The organism is Verminephrobacter aporrectodeae subsp. tuberculatae, from assembly GCF_026127385.1.
GTDB lineage: Bacteria > Pseudomonadota > Gammaproteobacteria > Burkholderiales > Burkholderiaceae_C > Acidovorax > Acidovorax aporrectodeae.
The window spans coordinates 36,680-58,672 of record NZ_QZCX01000001.1; the positions used below are offsets into that span (position 1 = coordinate 36,680).

At 63.9% G+C, this 21,993-nt stretch carries 5 protein-coding genes; all 5 read left to right on the forward strand.

Translation table 11 applies throughout. From position 1 onward, the window contains the following. Nucleotides 1–29: 29 nt before the first annotated feature. Genes D5041_RS00090 through D5041_RS00110 form a run of 5 tightly spaced genes read left to right on the forward strand, consistent with a single transcriptional unit; the run spans nt 30 to nt 21,970 of the window. Complete coding sequence (locus tag D5041_RS00090) at nt 30–5,759, forward strand: hemagglutinin repeat-containing protein (protein ID WP_265283544.1); 5,730 nt, start codon at nt 30–32, stop codon at nt 5,757–5,759. Beyond that, nucleotides 5,756–7,726 (forward strand): hypothetical protein, encoded by a 1,971-nt coding sequence (locus D5041_RS00095; RefSeq protein WP_265283545.1) that lies wholly within the window; start codon nt 5,756–5,758, stop codon nt 7,724–7,726. Before D5041_RS00090 ends, D5041_RS00095 begins: the two co-directional genes overlap by 4 nt. Continuing rightward, nucleotides 7,699–13,626: a hemagglutinin repeat-containing protein gene (locus D5041_RS00100; protein ID WP_265283546.1), complete on the forward strand. Its 5,928-nt coding sequence runs from the start codon at nt 7,699–7,701 to the stop codon at nt 13,624–13,626. Before D5041_RS00095 ends, D5041_RS00100 begins: the two co-directional genes overlap by 28 nt. Continuing rightward, nucleotides 13,626–15,581 carry a hypothetical protein gene (locus tag D5041_RS00105; RefSeq protein ID WP_265283547.1) on the forward strand — a complete coding sequence of 652 codons (1,956 nt, stop codon included), beginning with the start codon at nt 13,626–13,628 and terminating at the stop codon, nt 15,579–15,581. The genes D5041_RS00100 and D5041_RS00105 overlap by 1 nt, the downstream gene beginning before the upstream one ends. Further along, nucleotides 15,554–21,970, forward strand: a complete 6,417-nt coding sequence (locus tag D5041_RS00110) for a hemagglutinin repeat-containing protein (RefSeq protein WP_265283548.1) — start codon at nt 15,554–15,556, stop codon at nt 21,968–21,970. The genes D5041_RS00105 and D5041_RS00110 overlap by 28 nt, the downstream gene beginning before the upstream one ends. The last annotated feature ends 23 nt before the right edge of the window (nt 21,971–21,993 follow it).

Consider the following 21,993-nt stretch of genomic DNA (forward strand, 5'->3'; position numbering starts at 1 on the left):
TCGGACGGCCTGACGAGATCACCGCCGCCGTGGTGAACAACACCGGTCGCATCTACGGCGACAGCATCGCCAACACCGGCGCAAGCAACAACAACACCGGTGCGGGCGGCGGCGCTGCCACCGCCTCGCTTTGCTCGAAGCTGCTCGCGCTGGTGCTTTCCTGCGCCGTCGCCGTAGGTGGGGCAACGGCCAGCGTGCCCGTGGACGCGGCCAAGGTGCAGCCGATCGAGGCCGCAGCGGTGGACACCACCAGCGCCAGAAGCGCGGGCCCAGCTCAGATCAAGGCCGCTGGCTACACCACCGTCATGGCCACCGGCGCCGTGCGCGCGCCGGACAACCAGCTGTTTACGCTGAACCACTTGCCGCGCGCTGCGCTGGTCGAGACCGACCCGGCCTTCACCAACTACCGCACCTGGGTCAGCAGCGCCTACATGCTCACGCAGCTGAGCATCAACCCCGAACGCAATCTGAAGTTGTACGGCGATGGCTTTGCCGAGCAGCGCCTGATCGACGATCAGATCATGGCCCTGACGGGGCGCCGCTTCCTGTCCAACTACCAAAGTACCGAAGACGAGTACCAGGACCTGCTGGACGCGGGCGTGATGTTCGCGCAGCGCTACCAGCTGTCTCCGGGCGTGGCCTTGTCCGCCGAGCAAATGGCGCTGCTGACCACCGACATCGTGTGGCTGCAGGCCCGCGAGACCCGCCTTCCCGATGGCAGCACCGTCCAGACCCTCGTGCCCACGGTCTACCTGCGGCGCCCGGTGGCCGGGGATCTGACGCCCACCGGCGCGTTGATCGCCGGCGCGAACGTCAGCGTGCGCAGCCCGGGCGATCTGAGCAATACCGGAACCATCCTCGCCACCGGCGACGCGCTCGCGGGCGACGGCAGGCTGACGATCACGGGCCGCAACGTCGTGAATACGGGAACCCTGGCCGGCAACGCGATCCACGTGGCCGCGCAGCAGACGCTGGACAACGCCGGCGGCGTGGTGCAGGGAATCGGCACGGGGAGCCACATCGCCTTCAACGCGCGCGACGTCATCTTGCGCACGACGACGCAGACCAGCGCGCGCGAGATCGCCGGGCCCAACGGGAGCAGCACGGGGACGCACACCAACGTTGATCGGGTAGCCACCCTGAGCGCCGATAGCGTGCGCTTGGCCGCGCGCAACAACATCGACCTGCGGGGCGCGAGCGTCCAGGCCAGCGGCGACTTGGTGGCCACGGCCGGCGGCGCCATCACGAGCCATGCGCTGCAAACCGGCTATGCGCTGAACGTTCCGCTCGGCCAGGGCGGCGCCCAGGGCCGATCGAGCCAGTACCACAGCGCCGCGACGACGCAGCAGCTGACGACGCTCAATGCCGGCCAGGCCCTGAGCATCACGGCAGCCGGCGACGCGCACTTCAGCGGAACGAACGCTACCGCGGGGACCGATCTAACGGTCCAAGGCCGCAACGTCAGCATCGAAGCGGCCAAGAACAGCCTGACCATCGATCAGCAGAACGCGCGCAAGGATGCTTATCACCGCATCGCCCAGACCAACGAGACCCTCGTCGGCGGCGCCTTCACTGCCGGGCGCAACGCGACCCTGATTGCCAACGGCGCCAAGGCGGATGGCCAGGGCAACGTCACCGCGGTGGGCGCGACGATCGCTGCGGGCACGGGCCAGGCGAGTTTGATCGCAAACAACGACGTCACGGTCCAAAACGCGACGACCGGGCACGGCCAGGCGAGCGAGAGCTACGACCGCAGGAGCGGCCTGTTCTCGAACAAATCCACGCAGCGCGCCGACGGCAGCCAGAGCACCCGCGTCGCCGGCAGCAGCATCACCGGCAATACCGTGCTGCTGCGCGCGGGCAATGACGTCACGCTGCAAGCCAGCCAGATCAACGCGAGCAGCGACGCATACATCAGCGCCGGGCGCGACGTGCACGTCACGACGGCGCAGGAGAGCAGCAGCGCAAGCAGCTTGTTCGAGCAAAGCCGGAGCGGCCTGTCGGCGAACCTGGGCCAGATCAGCGTCGGCAAGTCCGCGCAGAAACAGACGCAGGCGCTGCAATCGACGACCCAGGTGGGCAGCACCATCAGCGGCGCCAACGTGGCCATCACGGCGGGCCGCGACGCCACGTTCGCCGCCAGCACGGTGCTCGCCGACCAGGACGTCGCCGTGCGCGCCGGGCGCAACATCCTGCTGTACACCGCGACCGATACGGAGAACTCGCAGACCCAGGCGCAGAGCAGTGCCACCGTGATCGGGCTCGCCCCCACGGGCCTCAGCGGGCGCTTCACGATGTTCGGCAAGAACAGCGCGTCCCAAGCCGGGCGCGGGACCACCACGCGCGAGCACACCAGCGGGCTCTCGGCCACCGGCGGCAATCTGACGCTCACGGCCGGCACCGACGCGCAGTACAAGGGCACGGGCCAGGGCAACGTCATTGGCCAGGGTGCCGTCCTGCTGGCCAAGGACCGGGTGAGCGTCACGGGCAATGCGGTGGACCTGCAACCCACGCAGGACACCAGCCACAGCGCCATGGATTCCCGCAGCCGAAGTGTGACGGCAGGCAGCCAGCTCGCCGGCGCCCTGGGCACGGCCGTCACGATGATCGGCGACCGGATCACCGGCGCAGACAACACCTCCAGCAGCAGCCGGCTGCAAGCGGCCCAGACGCTCAAGGCTGGCTACGACGCGTACAAGCTGGCGAATATCGTGCAGCAAGGCGGCGCCCAGGCTCTGACCGATACCAGCGCCGGAATAGGCGTGAGCGCCACCCTCAGCGTGAGCAAGAGCGAGGAACAAGCCAGCCGATCCGACAGCACCAGCCGCGGCAGCAGCGTGCAGGCCGCGCGCATGGACATTACGTCCCGCGAAGGGGACCTCAAAGCCCGGGGCGCCAAGCTCCAGGCCCAGGACATCACGCTCGACGCCGCCAAAAAACTCGACCTCGGCGCGGCCACGAATAGCACGCAGCAGCAGTCGAAAAACAAGTCCAGCGGCCTTGGCATGGGCGTCACCCTGGGGGTCGGCGAGCAAACCGGCATCAGCTTCCAGCTCAACGCGGGCCAGTCGCGCGGCCAGGCGAATGGCTCAGAGATCACGTACGACAACACGCAGGTGCTGGCGAGCAACCATCTGCACGTCCGATCCGGCGGCGACACCGAACTGAGAGGCGCGCAACTCGCGGGCAAGCGGGTCACCACGGACATCCAGGGCAAGCTGCTCATCGAGACCCTGCAAGACCAAAGCCAGTACCAGAGCCAACAAAGCAGCAGCGGGGTCAACGTCAGCGTCTGCGTGCCGCCCCTGTGCTACGGCGTACCCGTCACGGGCAGCGTCAGCGCGAGCAAGACCACCGTAGACCACAACTACCAAAGCGCCACCGGGCAGAGCGGCATCGCCGCGGGCGAGGGCGGCTACGACATACGGGTCAAGGGCGCCACGGAACTCCGGGGCGGCGCGATCACCAGCACCGCGCCCAGCGGGAAAAACCACCTGCAAACCGAAAGCCTGCGCTTTACCGACCTGGACAACAAGCAGGACACCCACGCGAACGCGGACAGCATCAGCCTGGGCTATGGCGGCGCCGGCGCCATCGCCACCATCGCGGGCAACGCGGCCAGCAATATTCTGGGCAATAGCGCCGCCAAGGCCGGCCTGCCCGATTCAGGCAGCGCACGCAGTCAGACGCAGAGCGTCATCAGCCCGGGCCAGGTGACGCTCACCGGCGAGGACCCCGACGGCAGCAGCGCGCAAGCGCTCGCCACCCTGACGGCGCGCGACCCAAGCACCGCCAACCAGAGCCTGAAAAACAACCTGACCCTCGTAGAGGCGCAGGACATTGCGAAGAACCAGCAAAAGGCGCAGGACGACATCCGGGCCGCAGGAATCATCGGCAGCATGGGCGCGCAAGCGATTGGCGACATTGCGCAAAAGAACGGCTGGGTGGAAGGCTCCGCACAGAAAGTGCTCTTGCACGGCGCGCTCGGAGCCGGCCTTGCCCTGGTCGGAGGCGGCAACGCCGGCGCCGGATTCGTCAGCGGCGCAGCCAACGAATTGGCCGTGGGCGCCATGGCCAGCTACCTCGAAGCCAACGGCATCCCGCGCGGCAGCGAGGAGCACCGGCAGCTGATGCTGGCCAGCTCGGCCGCGCTGGGAACCGTGGTCGGCAAGGCCACGGGGGGCACGGCCACCGACGTTGCGCTGTCCGGGCAAACGGCCAAGGGGGCGACTGAGAACAACTATCTGAATCACCTGGAGTTCGACGAATACCTCCGCAAGCAAAGGGAGTGCCACGGGGGCAGCGCGGATGCCTGCCAAGCGGTCAAGGCACTCCATGCGGAGTCCCTGCGCCGCAACGCTGCCATTGATGAAAACCTGTTTTCGCGCAGCGTCGAGCAGATCGAGCAGATTCAAAACGACCTTGGCAAGACGATGGCGGGTTTTGCCACGCTAAAGGACGCATGGCAGACCGAGCTCCGTGGCACGACAGACGCGCAGAAAAGCGCCGATCTGCACTTGCAGATCAACCTCGCCGACATCCACATTCGGCAGATCGCCGGCCTCGGCAAGACCAACTTCCAGCTGCTGTACGAAAAAACGGGGGACATCGACTATTTGAAACGCAACTTGGTGCTGGTGAAGGCAACGGACGGCGACGCACTGGTCGCTGCACTGGGCGGGGGAATGAGCGCGATGCCCGGCAGGCCGATATCTGCAGGCAAGGCGCCGAACAGGGCCGCAATGTCTGCCGCGGCTGAATCGCCAAGCTACGGGCAGAGAACTCCTGGATACGGAAAGACGACCTCGGATGCGCAGGGCAGCCCGCTTTCCACGGCAGGCGCCACGCCGAATACATCGACCCCAGCACCAACGAACACCACCGGCAACACCACCGTCACAGGCAATGCGGCGGCGCCCGCAACGTCTGCCAAGGGGGAATCGCCAAACTACGGGCAACAAATTTCCGGGTACGGAAAGACGACCCACACGGATGCGCAGGGCAACCCGCTGCCCACGGCAGGCACACCGAATACATCGACACCAACGACGCGTACCCCCTCCGACAACACCACCGTCACGTTCAAGGACCCCGTCATCGCCACAGGCAATGCGGCGGCAACTGACGCCAAGACCATCGCACTCGCTACGCAGTATGGATACAAATTCAACCAGGACGGCACTTTTACCGGCCCAGACAATGGCTCGTTGACCCACGCCGGGACCGCAGCAGACGGCGTCACCCCGGTCTTTCAACGGACTAGCGAGCAACGCCCTAGCGGCCAATACTTCACGCTTAACAGCGCGGGCAAGCAGGAGATTGTGTCGCGTAGCGACACAGGCAACGGCATCCAATGGAAAAACCCCATTGGCAACGGATCGCAGATTGGGGAAAATTGGCTCAAGGGCCGTGAGTTTCAAAACGCACTCCACAAGATACCCGGATATCCAGAGAACTTCACACCAAAACATGTGACCCTGCGCGATGGGACACGGGTTACCACTGTTCCCGACGTTTTGGGGAAATCCACTATTGTCGAGGCAAAGAACGTGGTAAGCCTGTCATGGGATAGTCAGTTCAAAGCGCAACTGCAGCATGCTGTCAATGAGAAACTTCGATATACCTTGGTGGTGAGTCCAGAAAATAAGGTCATATCAGAAAAACTGTGGACTGAGATTCACAAGATAAAAGGCACCGTTTACCAATTCAATAAAGAAACTGGGGCAATGACTCTAATTTCAGAAAGGCCCATCAAATGAGTAAGCCATATATCAGAATTTCCATAGTTACTGACACCGACACCACAAAATGGAAGTTCGGCAGGAAGGTGCTGGAGATATTTTGTGAAACCGATCCACGAATGGTGCCTAGTCACCTTGATTCCGATGCAAAAGTCAAGAAACCATTTCATGACATCGCCGCATCCGAGAAATACTGGGCGGAGGAAGACGTCATAGACGTGAGCAAACTTGGTCTGGGTTTGGGTTCGGGGCGTACATTTGTAAAATGGAATTGCGAATGGAAACGGACTAAAGCAGTAAAGTATGATTATGTCATGTCCCATACCTTGGTGAACCGATTCGGAGAGCTTGTTCCCGGATTGCTCTATGGTAATGCTGATGCCAACAGAAAAATCGACTGGAGCTGCCTGTTCCACCGCCTTGTTGAACTCGCCAACCCGCAGTTCGCCATTTTGCATTTGTTCACCGATATTGAAACCAGGCGCAGGGCATTTGGAGAAGAGCAGCACGCGATTGTTGCCAAAGACGATTTCCTCATGGGCCCGCCGGCTGCAATTCTGGAGGACAGGGGCATTCCAAACTTGGCTTGGGCAACTTTCTTTGGCCGGGAATACACCAAGGAAATCGACGCAGAAAAGCTGCGCGCCAATGGCTTTGCCGTCGAGGCAATTGGCGATGGACACTTGGTGACTCTCACTGAAAACATTTTCGACGTAGCAGACAATTTCCCGCTGTTCTCTGCGCGGCGATCCGAGTTGAAGAAACTGCTGAGACCAGGATTTATTCGTCTCACCAATGAACCCCAGGCAACCGAACTCCCGGAGAACTCCACACCAAGGCATGCAACCCCGCCCGATCCCGACAATACGGGGCAGCCCGCTGGCATGATCGGAGGAAATAGCGGGATAAGCCTGTCATTGGATAGTACGTTCAAAGCACAACTGCAGCTCGCTGCCGCTACGAAAGCCCCATATTCCCTGTTGATAACTCCATTAAATCAGGTCATATCAAAAGAGCTGTGGGATAGAGTTCATGAGGTGCAGGGCACCGTTTACCAAATCAATCCGCCAGAAACCATAGAAACGATTCGGATTTTGAAAAGACCAAAATCTGCAATGAGGGTGCCATATATTAAAATTTCCATCGTTACTGATATCGACACCACAAAATGGGAGTTTGGCAGAAAAGTGCTGGAGGCATTTTATGAAACCGATTCACGCTTGGCTCCTGGTCGCCTTGATTCCGACGCAAAAATCTGGAAACTGTTTCGTGGCGTCGCTGCATGCGAGAAATACTGGGCGAAGGAAGGCATCATAAACGCGAATAAATCCGGGCGTGGTCGCGTATCCGTCAAATGGGATTGCGGGTGGACGCGGTCCGAAGCGGTGGAGTATCGATATGACATGATCCATACCATGGTGAACCAGTTCGGAGAGCTTCGTCCCGGATGGCTCAAGGGTGATGCTGACGCCGACAGAAAAATTGACTGGCGCCGCCTGTTCCACCGCCTTGTTGAACTCGCCAACCCGCAGTTCGCGATTCTGCATTTGTTCACTGATGTTGAAACAAGGGACGATGCATTTGGGGCAGACGAGCACGCGATTATTGCCACAGACGACTTCCTCATGGGCCCGCCGGCTGCAATTCTGAAGGACAGAGGCATTCCAAACCTGGCTTGGGCAACCTTCTTTGGCCGGGAATACACCCAGGAAATCGACGCAGAAAAGCTGCGCGCCAATGGCTTTGCCGTCGAGGCAATGGGCGATGGGCACTTGGTGACTCTCACTGAAAATATTTTCGACGTGGCAGACAATTTCCCGCTGTTCTCTGCGCGGCGGTCCGAGTTGAAGAAACTGCTGAGACCAGGATTTATTCGTCTTACCAACGAACCTCTGATCCAGGCAACCAGCCCCCCAGTGGACTTCGGACCGAGGTATGCGCCCCTGCTCAATGGGTCATGGGTTATCCCAACAATAAGGAGCTGATCACCAGTTCGGACGGCCTGCCGAGCATCACCGCCGCCGTGGTGAACAACACCGGCCACATCTACGGCGACAGCATCGCCATCACCGGCGCAAGCAACAACAGCACCGGTGCAGGCGGCGGCGCTGCCATCGCCTCGCTTTTCTCGAACAAGCTGCTCGCGCTGGTGCTTTCCTGCGCCGTCGGGATGTTCCCGTTCGGCGGGAACGCGGCGATCAACGGCCCGCTGCACAACACCGACGGCGCGGGCCAGCTGGCAGCAATCACCACGTCGCTGACGCGCTTCGCGGACGCGGCCAAGGTGCAGCCCATACAGGCTGCGGCGGTGGACACCACCAGCACCCGGCGCACGGGCCCTGCTCAGATCAAGGCCGCTGGCTACACCACCGTCATGGCCACCGGCGCCGTGCGCGCGCCGGACAACCAGCTGTTTACGCTGAACCACTTGCCGCGCGCTGCGCTGGTCGAGACCGACCCGGCCTTCACCAACTACCGCACCTGGGTCAGCAGCGCCTACATGCTCACGCAGCTGAGCATCAACCCCGAACGCAATCTGAAGTTGTACGGCGACGGCTTTGCCGAGCAGCGCCTGATCGACGATCAGATCATGGCGCTGACGGGGCGCCGCTTCCTGTCCAACTACCAAAGTACCGAAGACGAGTACCAGGACCTGCTGGACGCGGGCGTGATGTTCGCGCAGCGCTACCAGCTGTCTCCGGGCGTGGCCTTGTCCGCCGAGCAAATGGCGCTGCTGACCACCGACATCGTGTGGCTGCAAGCCCGCGAGACCCATCTGCCCGATGGCAGCACCGTCCAGACCCTCGTGCCCACGGTCTATCTGCGGCGCCCGGTGGCCGGGGATCTGACGCCCACCGGCGCGTTGATCGCCGGCGCGAACGTCAGCGTGCGCAGCCCGGGCGATCTGAGCAATACCGGAACCATCCTCGCCACCGGCGACGCGCTCGCGGGCGACGGCAGGCTGACGATCTCTGGCCGCAACGTCGTGAATACGGGAACCCTGGCCGGCAACGCGATCAACGTGGCCGCGCAGCAGACGCTGGACAACGCCGGCGGCGTGGTGCAGGGAATCGGCACGGGGAGCCACATCGCCTTCAACGCGCGCGACGTCATCTTGCGCACGACGACGCAGACCAGCGTGCGCGAGATCGCCGGACCCAACGGGAGCAGCACGGGGACGCACACCAACGTTGATCGGGTAGCCACCCTGAGCGCCGATAGCGTGCGCTTGGCCGCGCGCAACAACATCGACCTGCGGGGCGCTACCGTCCAGGCCAGCGGCGACTTGGTGGCCACGGCCGGCGGCGCGATCACGAGCCATGCGCTGCAAACCGGCTATGCGCTGAACGTGCCTCTCGGCCAGGAGGGCGCCCAGGGCCGATCGGGCCAGTTCCACAGCGCCGCGACGACGCAGCAGCTGACGACGCTCAATGCCGGCCAGGCCCTGAGCATCACGGCAGCCGGCGACGCGCGCTTCAGCGGCACGAACGCCAGCGCGGGGACCGATCTGACGGTGCAGGCGCGCAACATCTCCATCGAAGCGGCCAAGAACAGCCTGACCATCGATCAGCAGAACGCGCGCAAGGATGCTTATCACCGGATCGCCCAGACCAACGAGACCCTGGTCGGCGGCGTCTTCACTGCCGGGCGCAACGCGACCCTGATTGCCAACGGCGCCAAGGCGGATGGCCAGGGCAACGTCACCGCGGTGGGCGCGACGATCGCTGCGGGCACGGGCCAGGCGAGTTTGATCGCAAGCAACGACGTCACGGTCCAGAACGCGACGACCGGGCACGGCCAGGCGAGCGAGAGCTACGACCGCAGGAGCGGCCTGTTCTCGAACAAATCCACGCAGCGCGCCGACGGCAGCCAGAGCACCCGCGTCGCCGGCAGCAGCATCACCGGCAATACCGTGCTGCTGCGCGCGGGCAATGACGTCACGCTGCAAGCCAGCCAGATCAACGCGACCGGCAACGCATACATCAGCGCCGGGCGCGACGTGAACGTCACGACGGCGCAGGAGAGCAGCAGCGCAAGCAGCTTGTTCGAGCAAAACAGGCGCGGCCTGTCGGCGAATCTGGGCCAGATCAGCTTCGGCAAGTCCGCGCAAAAACAGACGCAGGCGCTGCAATCGACGACCCAGGTGGGCAGCAGCATCAGCGGCGCCAACGTGGCCATCACGGCGGGCCGCGACGCCACGTTCGTCGCCAGCACGGTGCTCGCCGACCAGGACGTCGCCGTCCGCGCCGGGCGCAACATCCTGCTGTACACCGCGACCGATACGGAGAACACGCAAACCCAGGCGCAGAGCCGTTCCACCGTGATCGGGCTCGCCCCCACGGGCCTCAGCGGGCGCTTCACGATGTTCGGCAAGAACAGCGCGTCCCAAGCCGGGCACGGGACCAGCACGCGCGAGCACACCAGCGGACTCTCGGCCACCGGCGGCAATCTGACGCTCACCGCCGGCACCGACGCGCAGTACCAGGGCACGGGCCAGGGCAACGTCATCGGCCAGGGCGCCGTGCTGCTGGCCAAGGACCGGGTGAGCGTCACCGGCAATGCGGTGGACCTGCAAGCCACGCAGGACACCAGCCACAGCGCCATGGATTCCCGCAGCAGGAGTGTGACGGCGGGCAGCCAGCTCGCCGGCGCCCTGGGCACGGCCGTGACGATGATCGGCGACCGGATCACCGGCGCAGACAACACCTCCAGCAGCAGCCGCTTGCAAGCGGCCCAGACGCTCAAGGCTGGCTATGACGCGTACAAGCTGGCGAATATCGTGCAGCAAGGCGGCGCCCAGGCTCTGACCGATACCAGCGCCGGGATCGGCATAAGCGCCACCCTCAGCGTAAGCAAGAGCGAGGAGCACGCCAGCCGATCCGACAGCACCAGCCGCGGCAGCAGCGTGCAGGCCGCGCGCATGGACATTACGTCCCGCGAAGGCGACCTCAGAGCCCGGGGCGCCAAGCTCCAGGCCCAGGACATCACGCTCGACGCCGCCAAAAAACTCGACCTGGGTGCCGCCACGAACAGCACGCAGCAGCAGTCGAAAAACAAGTCCAGCGGCCTTGGCATGGGCGTCACCCTGGGGGTCGGCGAGCAAACCGGCATCAGCTTCCAGCTCAACGCAGGCCAGTCGCGCGGCCAGGCGAATGGGTCAGAAATCACGTACGACAACACGCAGGTGCTGGCGAGCAACCATCTGCACGTCCGATCCGGCGGCGACACCGACATCCGGGGCGCGCAACTCGCGGGCAAGCGGGTCACCACCGACATCCAGGGCAAGCTGCTCATCGAGACCCTGCAAGACCAGAGCCAGTACCAGAGCCAGCAAAGCAGCAGCGGGGTCAACGTCAGCGTCTGCGTGCCGCCCCTGTGCTACGGCGTGCCCGTCACGGGCAGCGTCAGCGCGAGCAAGACCACCGTAGACCACAACTACCAAAGCGCCACCGGGCAGAGCGGCATCGCCGCGGGCGAGGGCGGCTACGACATACGGGTCAAGGGCGCCACGGAACTCAAGGGCGGCGCCATCACCAGCACCGCGCCCAGCGGGAAAAACCACCTGCAAACCGAAAGCCTGCGCTTCATCGACCTGGACAACAAGCAGGACACCCACGCGAACGCGGACAGCATCAGCGCCGGCTATGGCGGCGCCGGCGCCATCGCCACCATTGCGGGCAACGCGGCCAGCAATATTCTGGGCAGTAGCGCCGCCAAGGCCGGCCTGCCCGATTCAGGCAGCGCACGCAGTCAGACGCAGAGCGTCATCAGCCCGGGCCAGGTGACGCTCACCGGCGAGGACCCCGACGGCAGCAGCGCGCAAGCGCTCGCCACCCTGACGGCGCGCGACCCGAGCACAGCCAACCAGAGCCTGAAAAACAACCTGACGTTGGTAGAGGCGCAGGACATTGCGAAGAACCAGCAAAAGGCGCAGGACGACATCCGGGCCGCGGGAATCATCGGCAGCATGGGCGCGCAAGCGATTGGCGACATTGCGCAAAAGAACGGTTGGGTGGAGGGCTCCGCACAGAAAGTGCTCTTGCACGGCGCGCTCGGAGCCGGCCTTGCCCTGGTCGGAGGCGGCAACGCCGGCGCCGGATTCGTCAGCGGCGCAGCCAACGAATTGGCCGTGGGTGCCATGGCCAACTACCTCGAAGCCAACGGCATCCCGCGCGGCAGCGAGGAGCACCGGCAACTGATGCTGGCCAGCTCGGCCGCCCTGGGAACCGTGGTCGGCAAGGCCACGGGGGGCACGGCCACCGACGTTGCGCTGTCCGGGCAAACGGCCAAGGGGGCGACTGAGAACAACTATCTGAACCACTTGGAGCTCAGCGAACGCGCCCGCAAGCAAAGGGAATGCCGCGGGGGCAGCGCGGATGCCTGCCAAGCGGTCAAGGCACTCGATGCAGTGTCCGTGAGCCGCAACGCTGCCGTTCGGGACGAGCTGTTTGCGACCAGCACCGAGCAGATTGCCCTCGGTCAGCAGCGCACTCAGTTTTCTATCAGCGTCGAGCAGGCCCATCAGATTCAAGACGACCTTGGCAAAACAATGGCGGGGTTGGCCACGCTAAAGGACGCATGGCAAGCCGAGCTCAGTGGCACGACAGACGCGCGGAAACGCGCCGATCTGTCCTTGCAGATCAAAACCGCCGACAACCACATTCGGCAGATCGCCACCCTCGGCAAGGACAACTTGCAGCTGCTGTACGCAAAAACGGGAGACCCCGATTATTTGAAACGCAACTTGGTGCTGGAGAAGGCAACGAACGGCGACGCACTGGCCGCTGCACTGAGCGGGGGAATGAGCGCGATGCCCGGCAGGCCGATATTTGGAGGCAAAGGACCGAACAGGGCCGCAATGTCTGCCGCGGCTGAATCGCCAAGCTACGGGCAGAGAACTCCTGGATACGGAAAGACGACCTCGGATGCGCAGGGCAGCCCGCTTTCCACGGCAGGCGCCACGCCGAATACATCGACCCCAGCACCAACGAACACCACCGGCAACACCACCGTCACAGGCAATGCGGCGGCGCCCGCAACGTCTGCCAAGGGGGAATCGCCAAACTACGGGCAACAAATTTCCGGGTACGGAAAGACGACCCCCACGGATGCGCAGGGCAACCCGCTGCCCGTGGCAGGCACGCCGAATACATCGACCCCAGCACCAACGACGCGCCCTCTCCCCGACAACACCACCGTCACGTTCAAGGACCCCGTCATCGCCACGGGCAATGCGGCGGCGGCAACTGATGCCAAGACCATCGCACTCGCTACGCAGCATGGATACAAATTCAACTCGGACGACGGCACTTTTACCGGCCCAGACAAGGGCTCGTTGACCCACGCCGGGACCGCAGCAGATGGCGTCACCCCGGTCTTTCAACGGACTAGCGAGCAACGCCCTAGCGGCCAATACTTCACGCTTAACAGCGCGGGCAAGCAGGAGATTGTGTCGCGTAGCGACACAGGCAACGGCATCCAATGGAAAAAACCTATTGGCGGCGGATCGCAGATTGGGGAAAATTGGCTCAAGGGCCGTGAGTTTCAAAACGCACTCCACAAGATACCCGGATTCCCGGAGAACTTCACACCAAAACAAGTGACCCTGCGCGATGGGACACAAGTCACCACTATTCCTGACGTTTTGGGGCGATCCACTATTGTCGAGGCAAAGAACGTGGTAAGTCTGTCATTGGATAGTCAGTTCAAAGCGCAACTGCAGCATGCTGTCGATGAGAAACTTCGATATACTTTGGTGGTGAGTCCAGAAAATAAGGTCATATCAAAAGATCTGTGGGATAGAATTGTTGAGGTGAAGGGCACCGTTTACCAATTAAATCAGGAAACTGGATTAATGACTCGAATTACAGAAAGGCCTAAGTAATGGAAAAATCATATATTCGAATTTCTATCGTTACTGCCATCGACACCACAAAATGGGAGTTCGGTAGAAAAGTGCTGGAGACATTTTGCGAAACCGATCCACGATTGGTGCCTGATCGCTTTGATAACGATGCAAAAATCAAGAGACCGTTTTATGACATCGCTGCATGCGAGAAGTACTGGGCAATGGAAGCCATCATAGACTCTGGGCATAGACGCACATTCACCAAATGGAGTTGCGGGTGGAAGCGGTCCAAAGCGGTGAAGTATGGTTATACTATGAGTCATACCTTGGTAAACCGACTCGGCGAGCTTCGTCCCGGATGGCTCAAGGGTGATGCTGACGCCAACAGAAAAATCGACTGGATCCGCCTGTTCCACCGCCTTATTGAACTCGCCAACCCGCAGTTTGCCATTCTGCATTTGTTTACCGATATTGAAACCAGGCGCAGGGCATTTGGGGAAGACGAGCACGCAAGCATTGCCAAAGACCATTTCCTCGTGGGCCCGCCGGCTGCAGTTCTGGAGGACGAAGGCATTCCAAACTTGGCTTGGGCGACCTTCTTTGGCCGGGAATACACCAAGGAAATCGACGCAGAAAAGCTGCGCGCCAATGGCTTTGCCGTCGAGGCAATTGGCGATGGACACTTGGTGACTCTCACCGAAAATATTTTCGACGTGGCAGACAATTTCCCGCTGTTCTCTGCGCGGCGAGTCGAGTTGAAGAAACTGCTGAGACCAGGATTTATTCGTCTCACCAATGAACCTCTGAACCAAGCAACCGAACTCCCGGAGAACTCCACATCAAGGCATGTGACCCCGCCCGATCCCGACAATACGGGGAAGCCCGCTGGCATGATCGGAGGAAATAGCGGGGTAAGCCTGTCATTGGATAGTACGTTCAAAGCACAACTGCAGATCGCTGCCAGTACGAAAGCTCCATACTCCCTGTTGGTAACTCCATTGAATCAGGTCATATCAAAAGAGCTGTGGGATAGAGTTCATGAGGTGCAGGGCACCGTTTACCAAATCAATCCGCCAACAACCATAGAAACGATTCGGATTTTGAGAAGACCAAAATCTGCAATGAGGGTGCCATATATTAAAATTTCCATCGTTACTGATATCGACACCACAAAATGGGAGTTTGGCAGAAAAGTGCTGGAGGCATTTTATGAAACCGATTCACGCTTGGCTCCTGGTCGCCTTGATTCCGACGCAAAAATCTGGAAACTGTTTCGTGGCGTCGCTGCATGCGAGAAATACTGGGCGAAGGAAGGCATCATAAACGCGAATAAATCCGGGCGTGGTCGCGTATCCGTCAAATGGGATTGCGGGTGGACGCGGTCCGAAGCGGTGGAGTATCGATATGACATGATCCATACCATGGTGAACCAGTTCGGAGAGCTTCGTCCCGGATGGCTCAAGGGTGATGCTGACGCCGACAGAAAAATTGACTGGAGCGGCTTGTTTCACCGCCTTGTTGAACTCGCCAACCCGCAGTTCGCGATTCTGCATTTGTTCACCGATGTTGAAACAAGGGACGATGCATTTGGGGCAGACGAGCACGCGATTATTGCCACAGACGACTTCCTCATGGGCCCGCCGGCTGCAATTCTGAAGGACAGAGGCATTCCAAACCTGGCCTGGGCAACCTTCTTTGGCCGGGAATACACCCAGGAAATCGACGCAGAAAAGCTGCGCGCCAATGGCTTTGCCGTCGAGGCAATGGGCGATGGACACTTGGTGACTCTCACTGAAAATATTTTCGACGTGGCAGACAATTTTGCGCTGTTCTCTGCGCGGCGAGCCGAGTTGAAGAAATTGCTGAGATCAGGATTTATTCGTCTTACCAACGAACCTCTGATCCAGGCAAGCAGCCCCCCAGTGGACTTCGGACCGAGGTATGCGCCCCTGCTCAATGGGTCATGGGTTATCCCAACAATAAGGAGCTGATCAACAGCTCGGACGACCTGACGAGCATTCCCGCCGCCGTGGTGAACAACACCGGCCGCATCCCCGGCGACAGCATCGCCATCACCGGCGCAAGCAACAACCGCCCCGGTGCGGGCCGCGGCGCTGCCATCGCCTCGCTTTGCTCGAAGCTGCTCGCGCTGGTGCTTTCCTGCGCCGTCGGGATGTTCCCGTGCGGCGGGGGCGCGGCGATCAACGGCCCGCTGCACAACACCGACGGCGCGGGCCAGCTGGCGACGATCACCACGTCGCTGACGCGCTTCGCGGACGCCACGGCCTCGGCGAACCAGTCGGTCGCCGTCACCGGCACCCGCATTGACGCGACGCGCGCGCGCATCACGAGCCTGGGCGACGTCAGCGTGGTGGCGAGCAACGGCGCGCTGCACCTCGGCAACGCCAATCTGCGCGCGGGACAGGACCTGACCGCCACCGGCACGGGCGCCGGGACCACGGCGGGCATGCAGGCCCTGGCCGGGCGCGACCTGACCCTGGGGCAAGGTGCGCACTTCGACTTCGCCGCGCAGGAATACCAATTCGGGCGCGACCTGACGGTGCGCTCCCAGGGCATGAGCACGGCCGGCCGACGCATCACGGCGCGCAATCTGACGCTGGACGCGGGCAGCGGCGCGCTGCACAACCAGGGCGCGACCCTGCAGGCCACGGGCGACGCGAGCGTGCGCGGCACCGGCGTGAACAACCAGGATGGCGTGATCGCGGCCAATGGCCAAGCCACGGTCAGCGCGGGCAGCGGCGTCCTGAACAACGCGGGCGGGCAGACGTACAGCACGCAGGGCGCGCTCAGCCTGAGCGGCGGCAGCATCGCGAACGCCAGCGGCACGGTGAGCGCGGCCACCGACGTGCGCATCAGCGGCGGCTCGCTGGACAACGCGGGCCGCAGCATCGTCGCCGGGCGCAACCTCACGGCCCAGCTGAGCGGCAGCGTGAACAACGCGGGCGGGCGCCTGATCGCGAATACCGGGGCCGCGAGCATCACGGCCGAAGGGATAGACAACCGGTCCGCAACGATCTCCGGCGCGACCCGCACCACGGCGCAGGCCGGCAGCGGCAGCTTGCTCAACACCAGCGGCCAGGTCACCGGACAGAACGTCCACGTCGGCGGCGCCGTGCACAACAGCGCCGGCGTCATCTCCGGCAGCCACTCGGTGTCCATGACCACCCTGGACCTGGACAACGACGCCGGGGTGATCGAGTCGGGCGCAGGCGGCGTCCGCATCGACACCCAGGGCCACGCCCTGAAGAACACGCGCAGCGGCAGCACGCGCGGCATCGTCAGCCAGGGCTCCATCCACGTCGCGGCCGGCGCGATCGACAACCAGGCTGGCTACGTCGGCGCGAATGGCGGCCTGCACGTCACCCAGTCGAGCAGCATCGACAACCGGGGCGGCACGCTGCTGGGCCAGGGCAATAGCTCGGTCAGCACGCGCGGAACGCTGAACAACCAGGGCGGCAGCATCCTGAGCGGCGCGGACCTGGACGTGCGCGCCGCCGCGCTGGACAACAGCCACTCCGGGACGATTTACGCCGCGCAGGACCTGAGCGTCAGCGCCACCTCGATCGACAACAGCAACACCAAGAACGGCAGCTACACCACGGGCCTGCTCGCCGGGGGCAGCGCCAGCATCCGCTCCGCGACTATCGACAACACGCGCGGCGCGATCGTCAGTCTGAACGAGACGAGCGTGCAGGCGCGCCGCAGTCTGGACAACACCCAGGGCCAGATTGCCGGTGACAGCGTCACCATGGACACGCCGGTGCTGACGAATACCGCGGGCCGCGTGGACGCGCAGCAGCGCATGACGCTGAAGGTCGCGCGGCTTGGCACCGACGGCGTGCTGGCCAGCAATGGCGCCATGGATTTGCAGTTGCAAGGCGACTACGTGAACACCGGCACGGTGAGCAGCAACGGCAAGCTGAGCATCTCGACCACGGGCAGCTACACGAATCAGGGCCGCGTGAGCACGCGCGACGACCTGAGCCTGAGCGCGCAAAGCATAGACAACCAGAGCGGCGCCACCATCGACTCGCGCACGACCACGCTCAGCGCGCGCGCCAACGTAAACAACCAGGGGCTGATCAATAGCACGGACGGCCTGACGCGCATCACCGCCGCTGTGGTGAACAACACCGGCCGCATCTACGGCGACGGCATCGCCATCACCGGCGCCACCCACAACAGCGCCGGTGCGGGCGGCGGCGCCGTCATCGCCTCGCGCGGCGGGGACGTGACGCTCCACGGCGCGCTGCACAACACCGACGGCGCGCAGGTCTTCTCCCTGGGCAGCATCCAGATCAACGGGGCCGCGCGCAACCATGGCTCCACGATCAACGCCATGCGCAACGTGGCCATCACCGGCACCCTGAGCAATACGAATGCGGACCTGCGCACGGGAACACAAATGCGCAACGAGGTGGTCTCGGAGCTGTACATCACCCCCGAGCACGACACGACCCGGTACAACGCATCCGAACTGGACTGGACTGCCTCCAAGGCCGGCACGTACGTGCTGCCCAGCAGAACCTACCCGGCTGACACCTTTGGCTCGCTCTGGATCCGCCCGGGCGGGCAGCAGACATGCAGCAACATCCTGGACCCCTGCACGTCCAGCTTCCTCTACAGCGACGACGACCCGATCTGGACGCGCTTTGGCATCGCTTCCCCGAGCACGCTCGCGCAGCCCGTCCTGCCGACCGATGTGTCGATCTCCGACCGCGGCTGCACCAGCACCTCGGGGGGCGAACAAGGAAGAACCGAACGCACCAGTGGCGGCGCCTGCGGTGCGTATTGGGAGAGCGTCGATGCTCGCGCCACGGCAGTCGCTGCCAAGCAGACGCAGCTGGACGCGTCCATCGAGGCATTCAACAGTAATCTCGAAACCCGCAGCGTGGCCAATTGGTACGAAACCCGTATCACGGGCAGGACCATCAACGAAACGAGCGTCGAGTCCAGCAAGCCGGGCTATGTGCTCGCGGGCGGAAACATCAGCCTGAACGGTGGCACGAACAGCGACAGCGTGATCATTGCCGGCGGCTCCGTCGATGCCGCAGGCGTGAACAACCACGCGTCCGCCGGAACGCGCGTGACCACCAGCATCGGCACGATGGTGTTCAGCCGCCGCAAACACCACGGCGGCTTGACCGGTTTATTCGGGAACGAACACAGCCGGGAGGTCAGCGCCCCCCAGCCCATCCCGGATGCGTCCGTGACGCAAAGCTTCAACCTGCCGATCGTGCAACTCCAGAGCCACGGCAGTCCCCAGACCCCTACCCGCGGGGGAACGAGCACGCCCGTGGGTGGGGCAACGGCCAGCGTGCCGGACGTGGGCGCAAGCGCCAGCGCCGCGCGCCGTGTAAACCCCGCAGACGCGGTCACGGACGCGACGCGCGGCGGCACGCTCAGCGCAGACGCAGGCGCTGCGCCGCAAGTCCAGACGACCACGACGACCCGGGCCCCCGGCGCCCCGGACGTGGCGGGCACCCTGATCGCCCGCGGCGCTGCCGTGAACGTCGAGACAGGCCAGCGCCCGGACGCGCAGACCCCCGCGGTGGCAGCGAACGCCGGGACCCGCCCGAGAAGCACCACCACCAATTCCCTCACGGCGAGCCTGGACGCCGCGCCGCAGGCCGCCCTGCCCGGCAGCGTCCTCGCCGCGGGCCTGCGCGCGGGCCAGCTGGCAGCAATCACCACGTCGCTGACGCGCTTCGCGGACGCGGCCAAGGTGCAGCCAATCCAGGCCGCGGCGGTGGACACCACCAGCGCCCGGCGCACGGGCCCGGCTCAGATCAAGGCCGCTGGCTACACCACCGTCATGGCCACCGGCGCCGTGCGCGCGCCGGACAACCAGCTGTTTACGCTGAACCACTTGCCGCGCGCTGCGCTGGTCGAGACCGACCCGGCCTTCACCAACTACCGCACCTGGATCAGCAGCGCCTACATGCTCACGCAGCTGAGCATCAACCCCGAACGCACTCTGAAGTTGTACGGCGACGGCTTTGCCGAGCAGCGCCTGATCGACGATCAGATCATGGCCCTGACGGGGCGCCGCTTCCTGTCCAACTACCAAAGTACCGAAGACGAGTACCAGGACCTGCTGGACGCGGGCGTGATGTTCGCGCAGCGCTACCAGCTGTCTCCGGGCGTGGCCTTGTCCGCCGAGCAAATGGCGCTGCTGACCACCGACATCGTGTGGCTGCAAGCCCGCGAGACCCATCTGCCCGATGGCAGCACCGTCCAGACCCTGGTTCCTACGGTCTATCTGCGGCGCCCGGTGGCCGGGGATCTGACGCCCACCGGCGCGTTGATCGCCGGCGCAAACGTCAGCGTGCGCAGCCCGGGCGATCTGAGCAATACCGGAACCATCCTCGCCACCGGCGACGCGCTCGCGGGCGACGGCAGGCTGACGATCTCTGGCCGCAACGTCGTGAATACGGGGACCCTGGCCGGCAACGCAATCAGCGTGGACGCGCAGCAGACGCTGGACAACGCCGGCGGCGTGGTGCAGGGCCTTGGCGCATCAAGCCACATCGCCTTCAACGCACGCGACGTCATCTTGCGCACGACGACGCAGACCAGCGCGCGCGAGATCGCCGGGCCCAACGGGAGCAGCACGGGGACGCACACCAACGTTGACCGGGTAGCCACCCTGAGCGCCGATAGCGTGCGCTTGGCCGCACGCAACAACATCGACCTGCGGGGTGCGAGCGTCCAGGCCAGCGGCGACTTGGTGGCCACGGCCGGCGGCGCGATCACGAGCCATGCGCTGCAAACCGGCTATGCGCTGAACGTGCCTCTCGGCCAAGGCGGCGCCCAGGGCCGATCGAGCCAGTACCACAGCGCCGCGACGACGCAGCAGCTGACGACGCTCAATGCCGGCCAGGCCCTGAGCATCTCTGCGGTCGGCGACGCGCACTTCAGCGGAACGAACGCCACTGCGGGGACCGATCTGACGGTCCAAGGCCGCAACGTCCACATCGAAGCGGCCAAGAACAGCCTGACCATCGATCAGCAGAACGCGCGCAAGGATGCTTATCACCGCATCGCCCAGACCAACGAGACCCTGGTCGGCGGCGCCTTCACTGCCGGGCGCAACGCGACCCTGATTGCCAACGGCGCCAAGGCGGATGGCCAGGGCAACGTCACCGCGGTGGGCGCGACGATCGCTGCGGGCACGGGCCAGGCGAGTTTGATCGCAAGCAACGACGTCACGGTCCAGAACGCGACGACCGGGCACGGCCAGGCGAGCGAGAGCTACGACCGCAGGAGCGGCCTGTTCTCGAACAAATCCACGCAGCGCGCCGACGGCAGCCAGAGCACCCGCGTCGCCGGCAGCAGCATCACCGGCAATACCGTGCTGCTGCGCGCGGGCAATGACGTCACGCTGCAAGCCAGCCAGATCAACGCGAGCAGGGACGCATACATCAGCGCCGGGCGCGACGTGAACGTCACGACGGCGCAGGAGAGCAGCAGCGCAAGCAGCTTGTTCGAGCAAAGCCGGAGCGGCCTGTCGGCGAATCTGGGCCAGATCAGCGTCGGCAAGTCCGCGCAGAAACAGACGCAGGCGCTGCAATCGACGACCCAGGTGGGCAGCAGCATCAGCGGCGCCAACGTGGCCATCACGGCGGGCCGCGACGCCACGCTCGGCGCCAGCACGGTGCTCGCCGACCAGGACATCACCGTGCGCGCCGGGCGCAACATCCTGCTGTACACCGCGACCGATACCGAGAACACGCAAACCCAGGCGCAGAGCAGTGCCACCGTGATCGGGCTCGCCCCCACGGGCCTCAGCGGGCGCTTCACGATGTTCGGCAAGAACAGCGCGTCCCAAGCCGGGCGCGGGAGCACCACGCGCGAGCACACCAGCGGGCTCTCGGCCACCGGCGGCAATCTGACGCTCACGGCCGGCACCGACGCGCAGTACAAGGGCACGGGCCAGGGCAACGTCATCGGCCAGGGCGCCGTGCTGCTGGCCAAGGACCGGGTGAGCGTCACCGGCAATGCGGTGGACCTGCAAGCCACGCAGGACACCAGCCACAGCGCCATGGATTCCCGCAGCCGAAGTGTGACGGCGGGCAGCCAGCTCGCCGGCGCCCTGGGCACGGCCGTCACGATGATCGGTGACCGGATCACCGGAGCCGACAACACCTCCAGCAGCAGCCGCGGAAGCAGCGTGCAGGCCGCGCGCATGGACATCACGTCCCGCGAAGGGGACCTCAGAGCCCGGGGCGCCAAGCTCCAGGCCCAGGACATTACGCTCGACGCCGCCAAAAAACTCGACCTCGGCGCGGCCACCAATAGCACGCAGCAGCAGTCGAAGAATTGGTGCCTAGCGGCTTTTTATATAGGGTCGACATGAATCACTCGCATGGCGATCAAAAT

Bases quoted from the DNA above. Each gene is read 5' to 3' on its own strand.
- D5041_RS00105 (WP_265283547.1), top strand. From the start codon at position 13,626: ATGGAAAAATCATATATTCGAATTTCTATCGTTACTGCCATCGACACC.
- D5041_RS00095 (WP_265283545.1), top strand. From the start codon at position 5,756: ATGAGTAAGCCATATATCAGAATTTCCATAGTTACTGACACCGACACC.
- D5041_RS00110 (WP_265283548.1), top strand. From the start codon at position 15,554: ATGGGTTATCCCAACAATAAGGAGCTGATCAACAGCTCGGACGACCTG.
- D5041_RS00100 (WP_265283546.1), top strand. From the start codon at position 7,699: ATGGGTTATCCCAACAATAAGGAGCTGATCACCAGTTCGGACGGCCTG.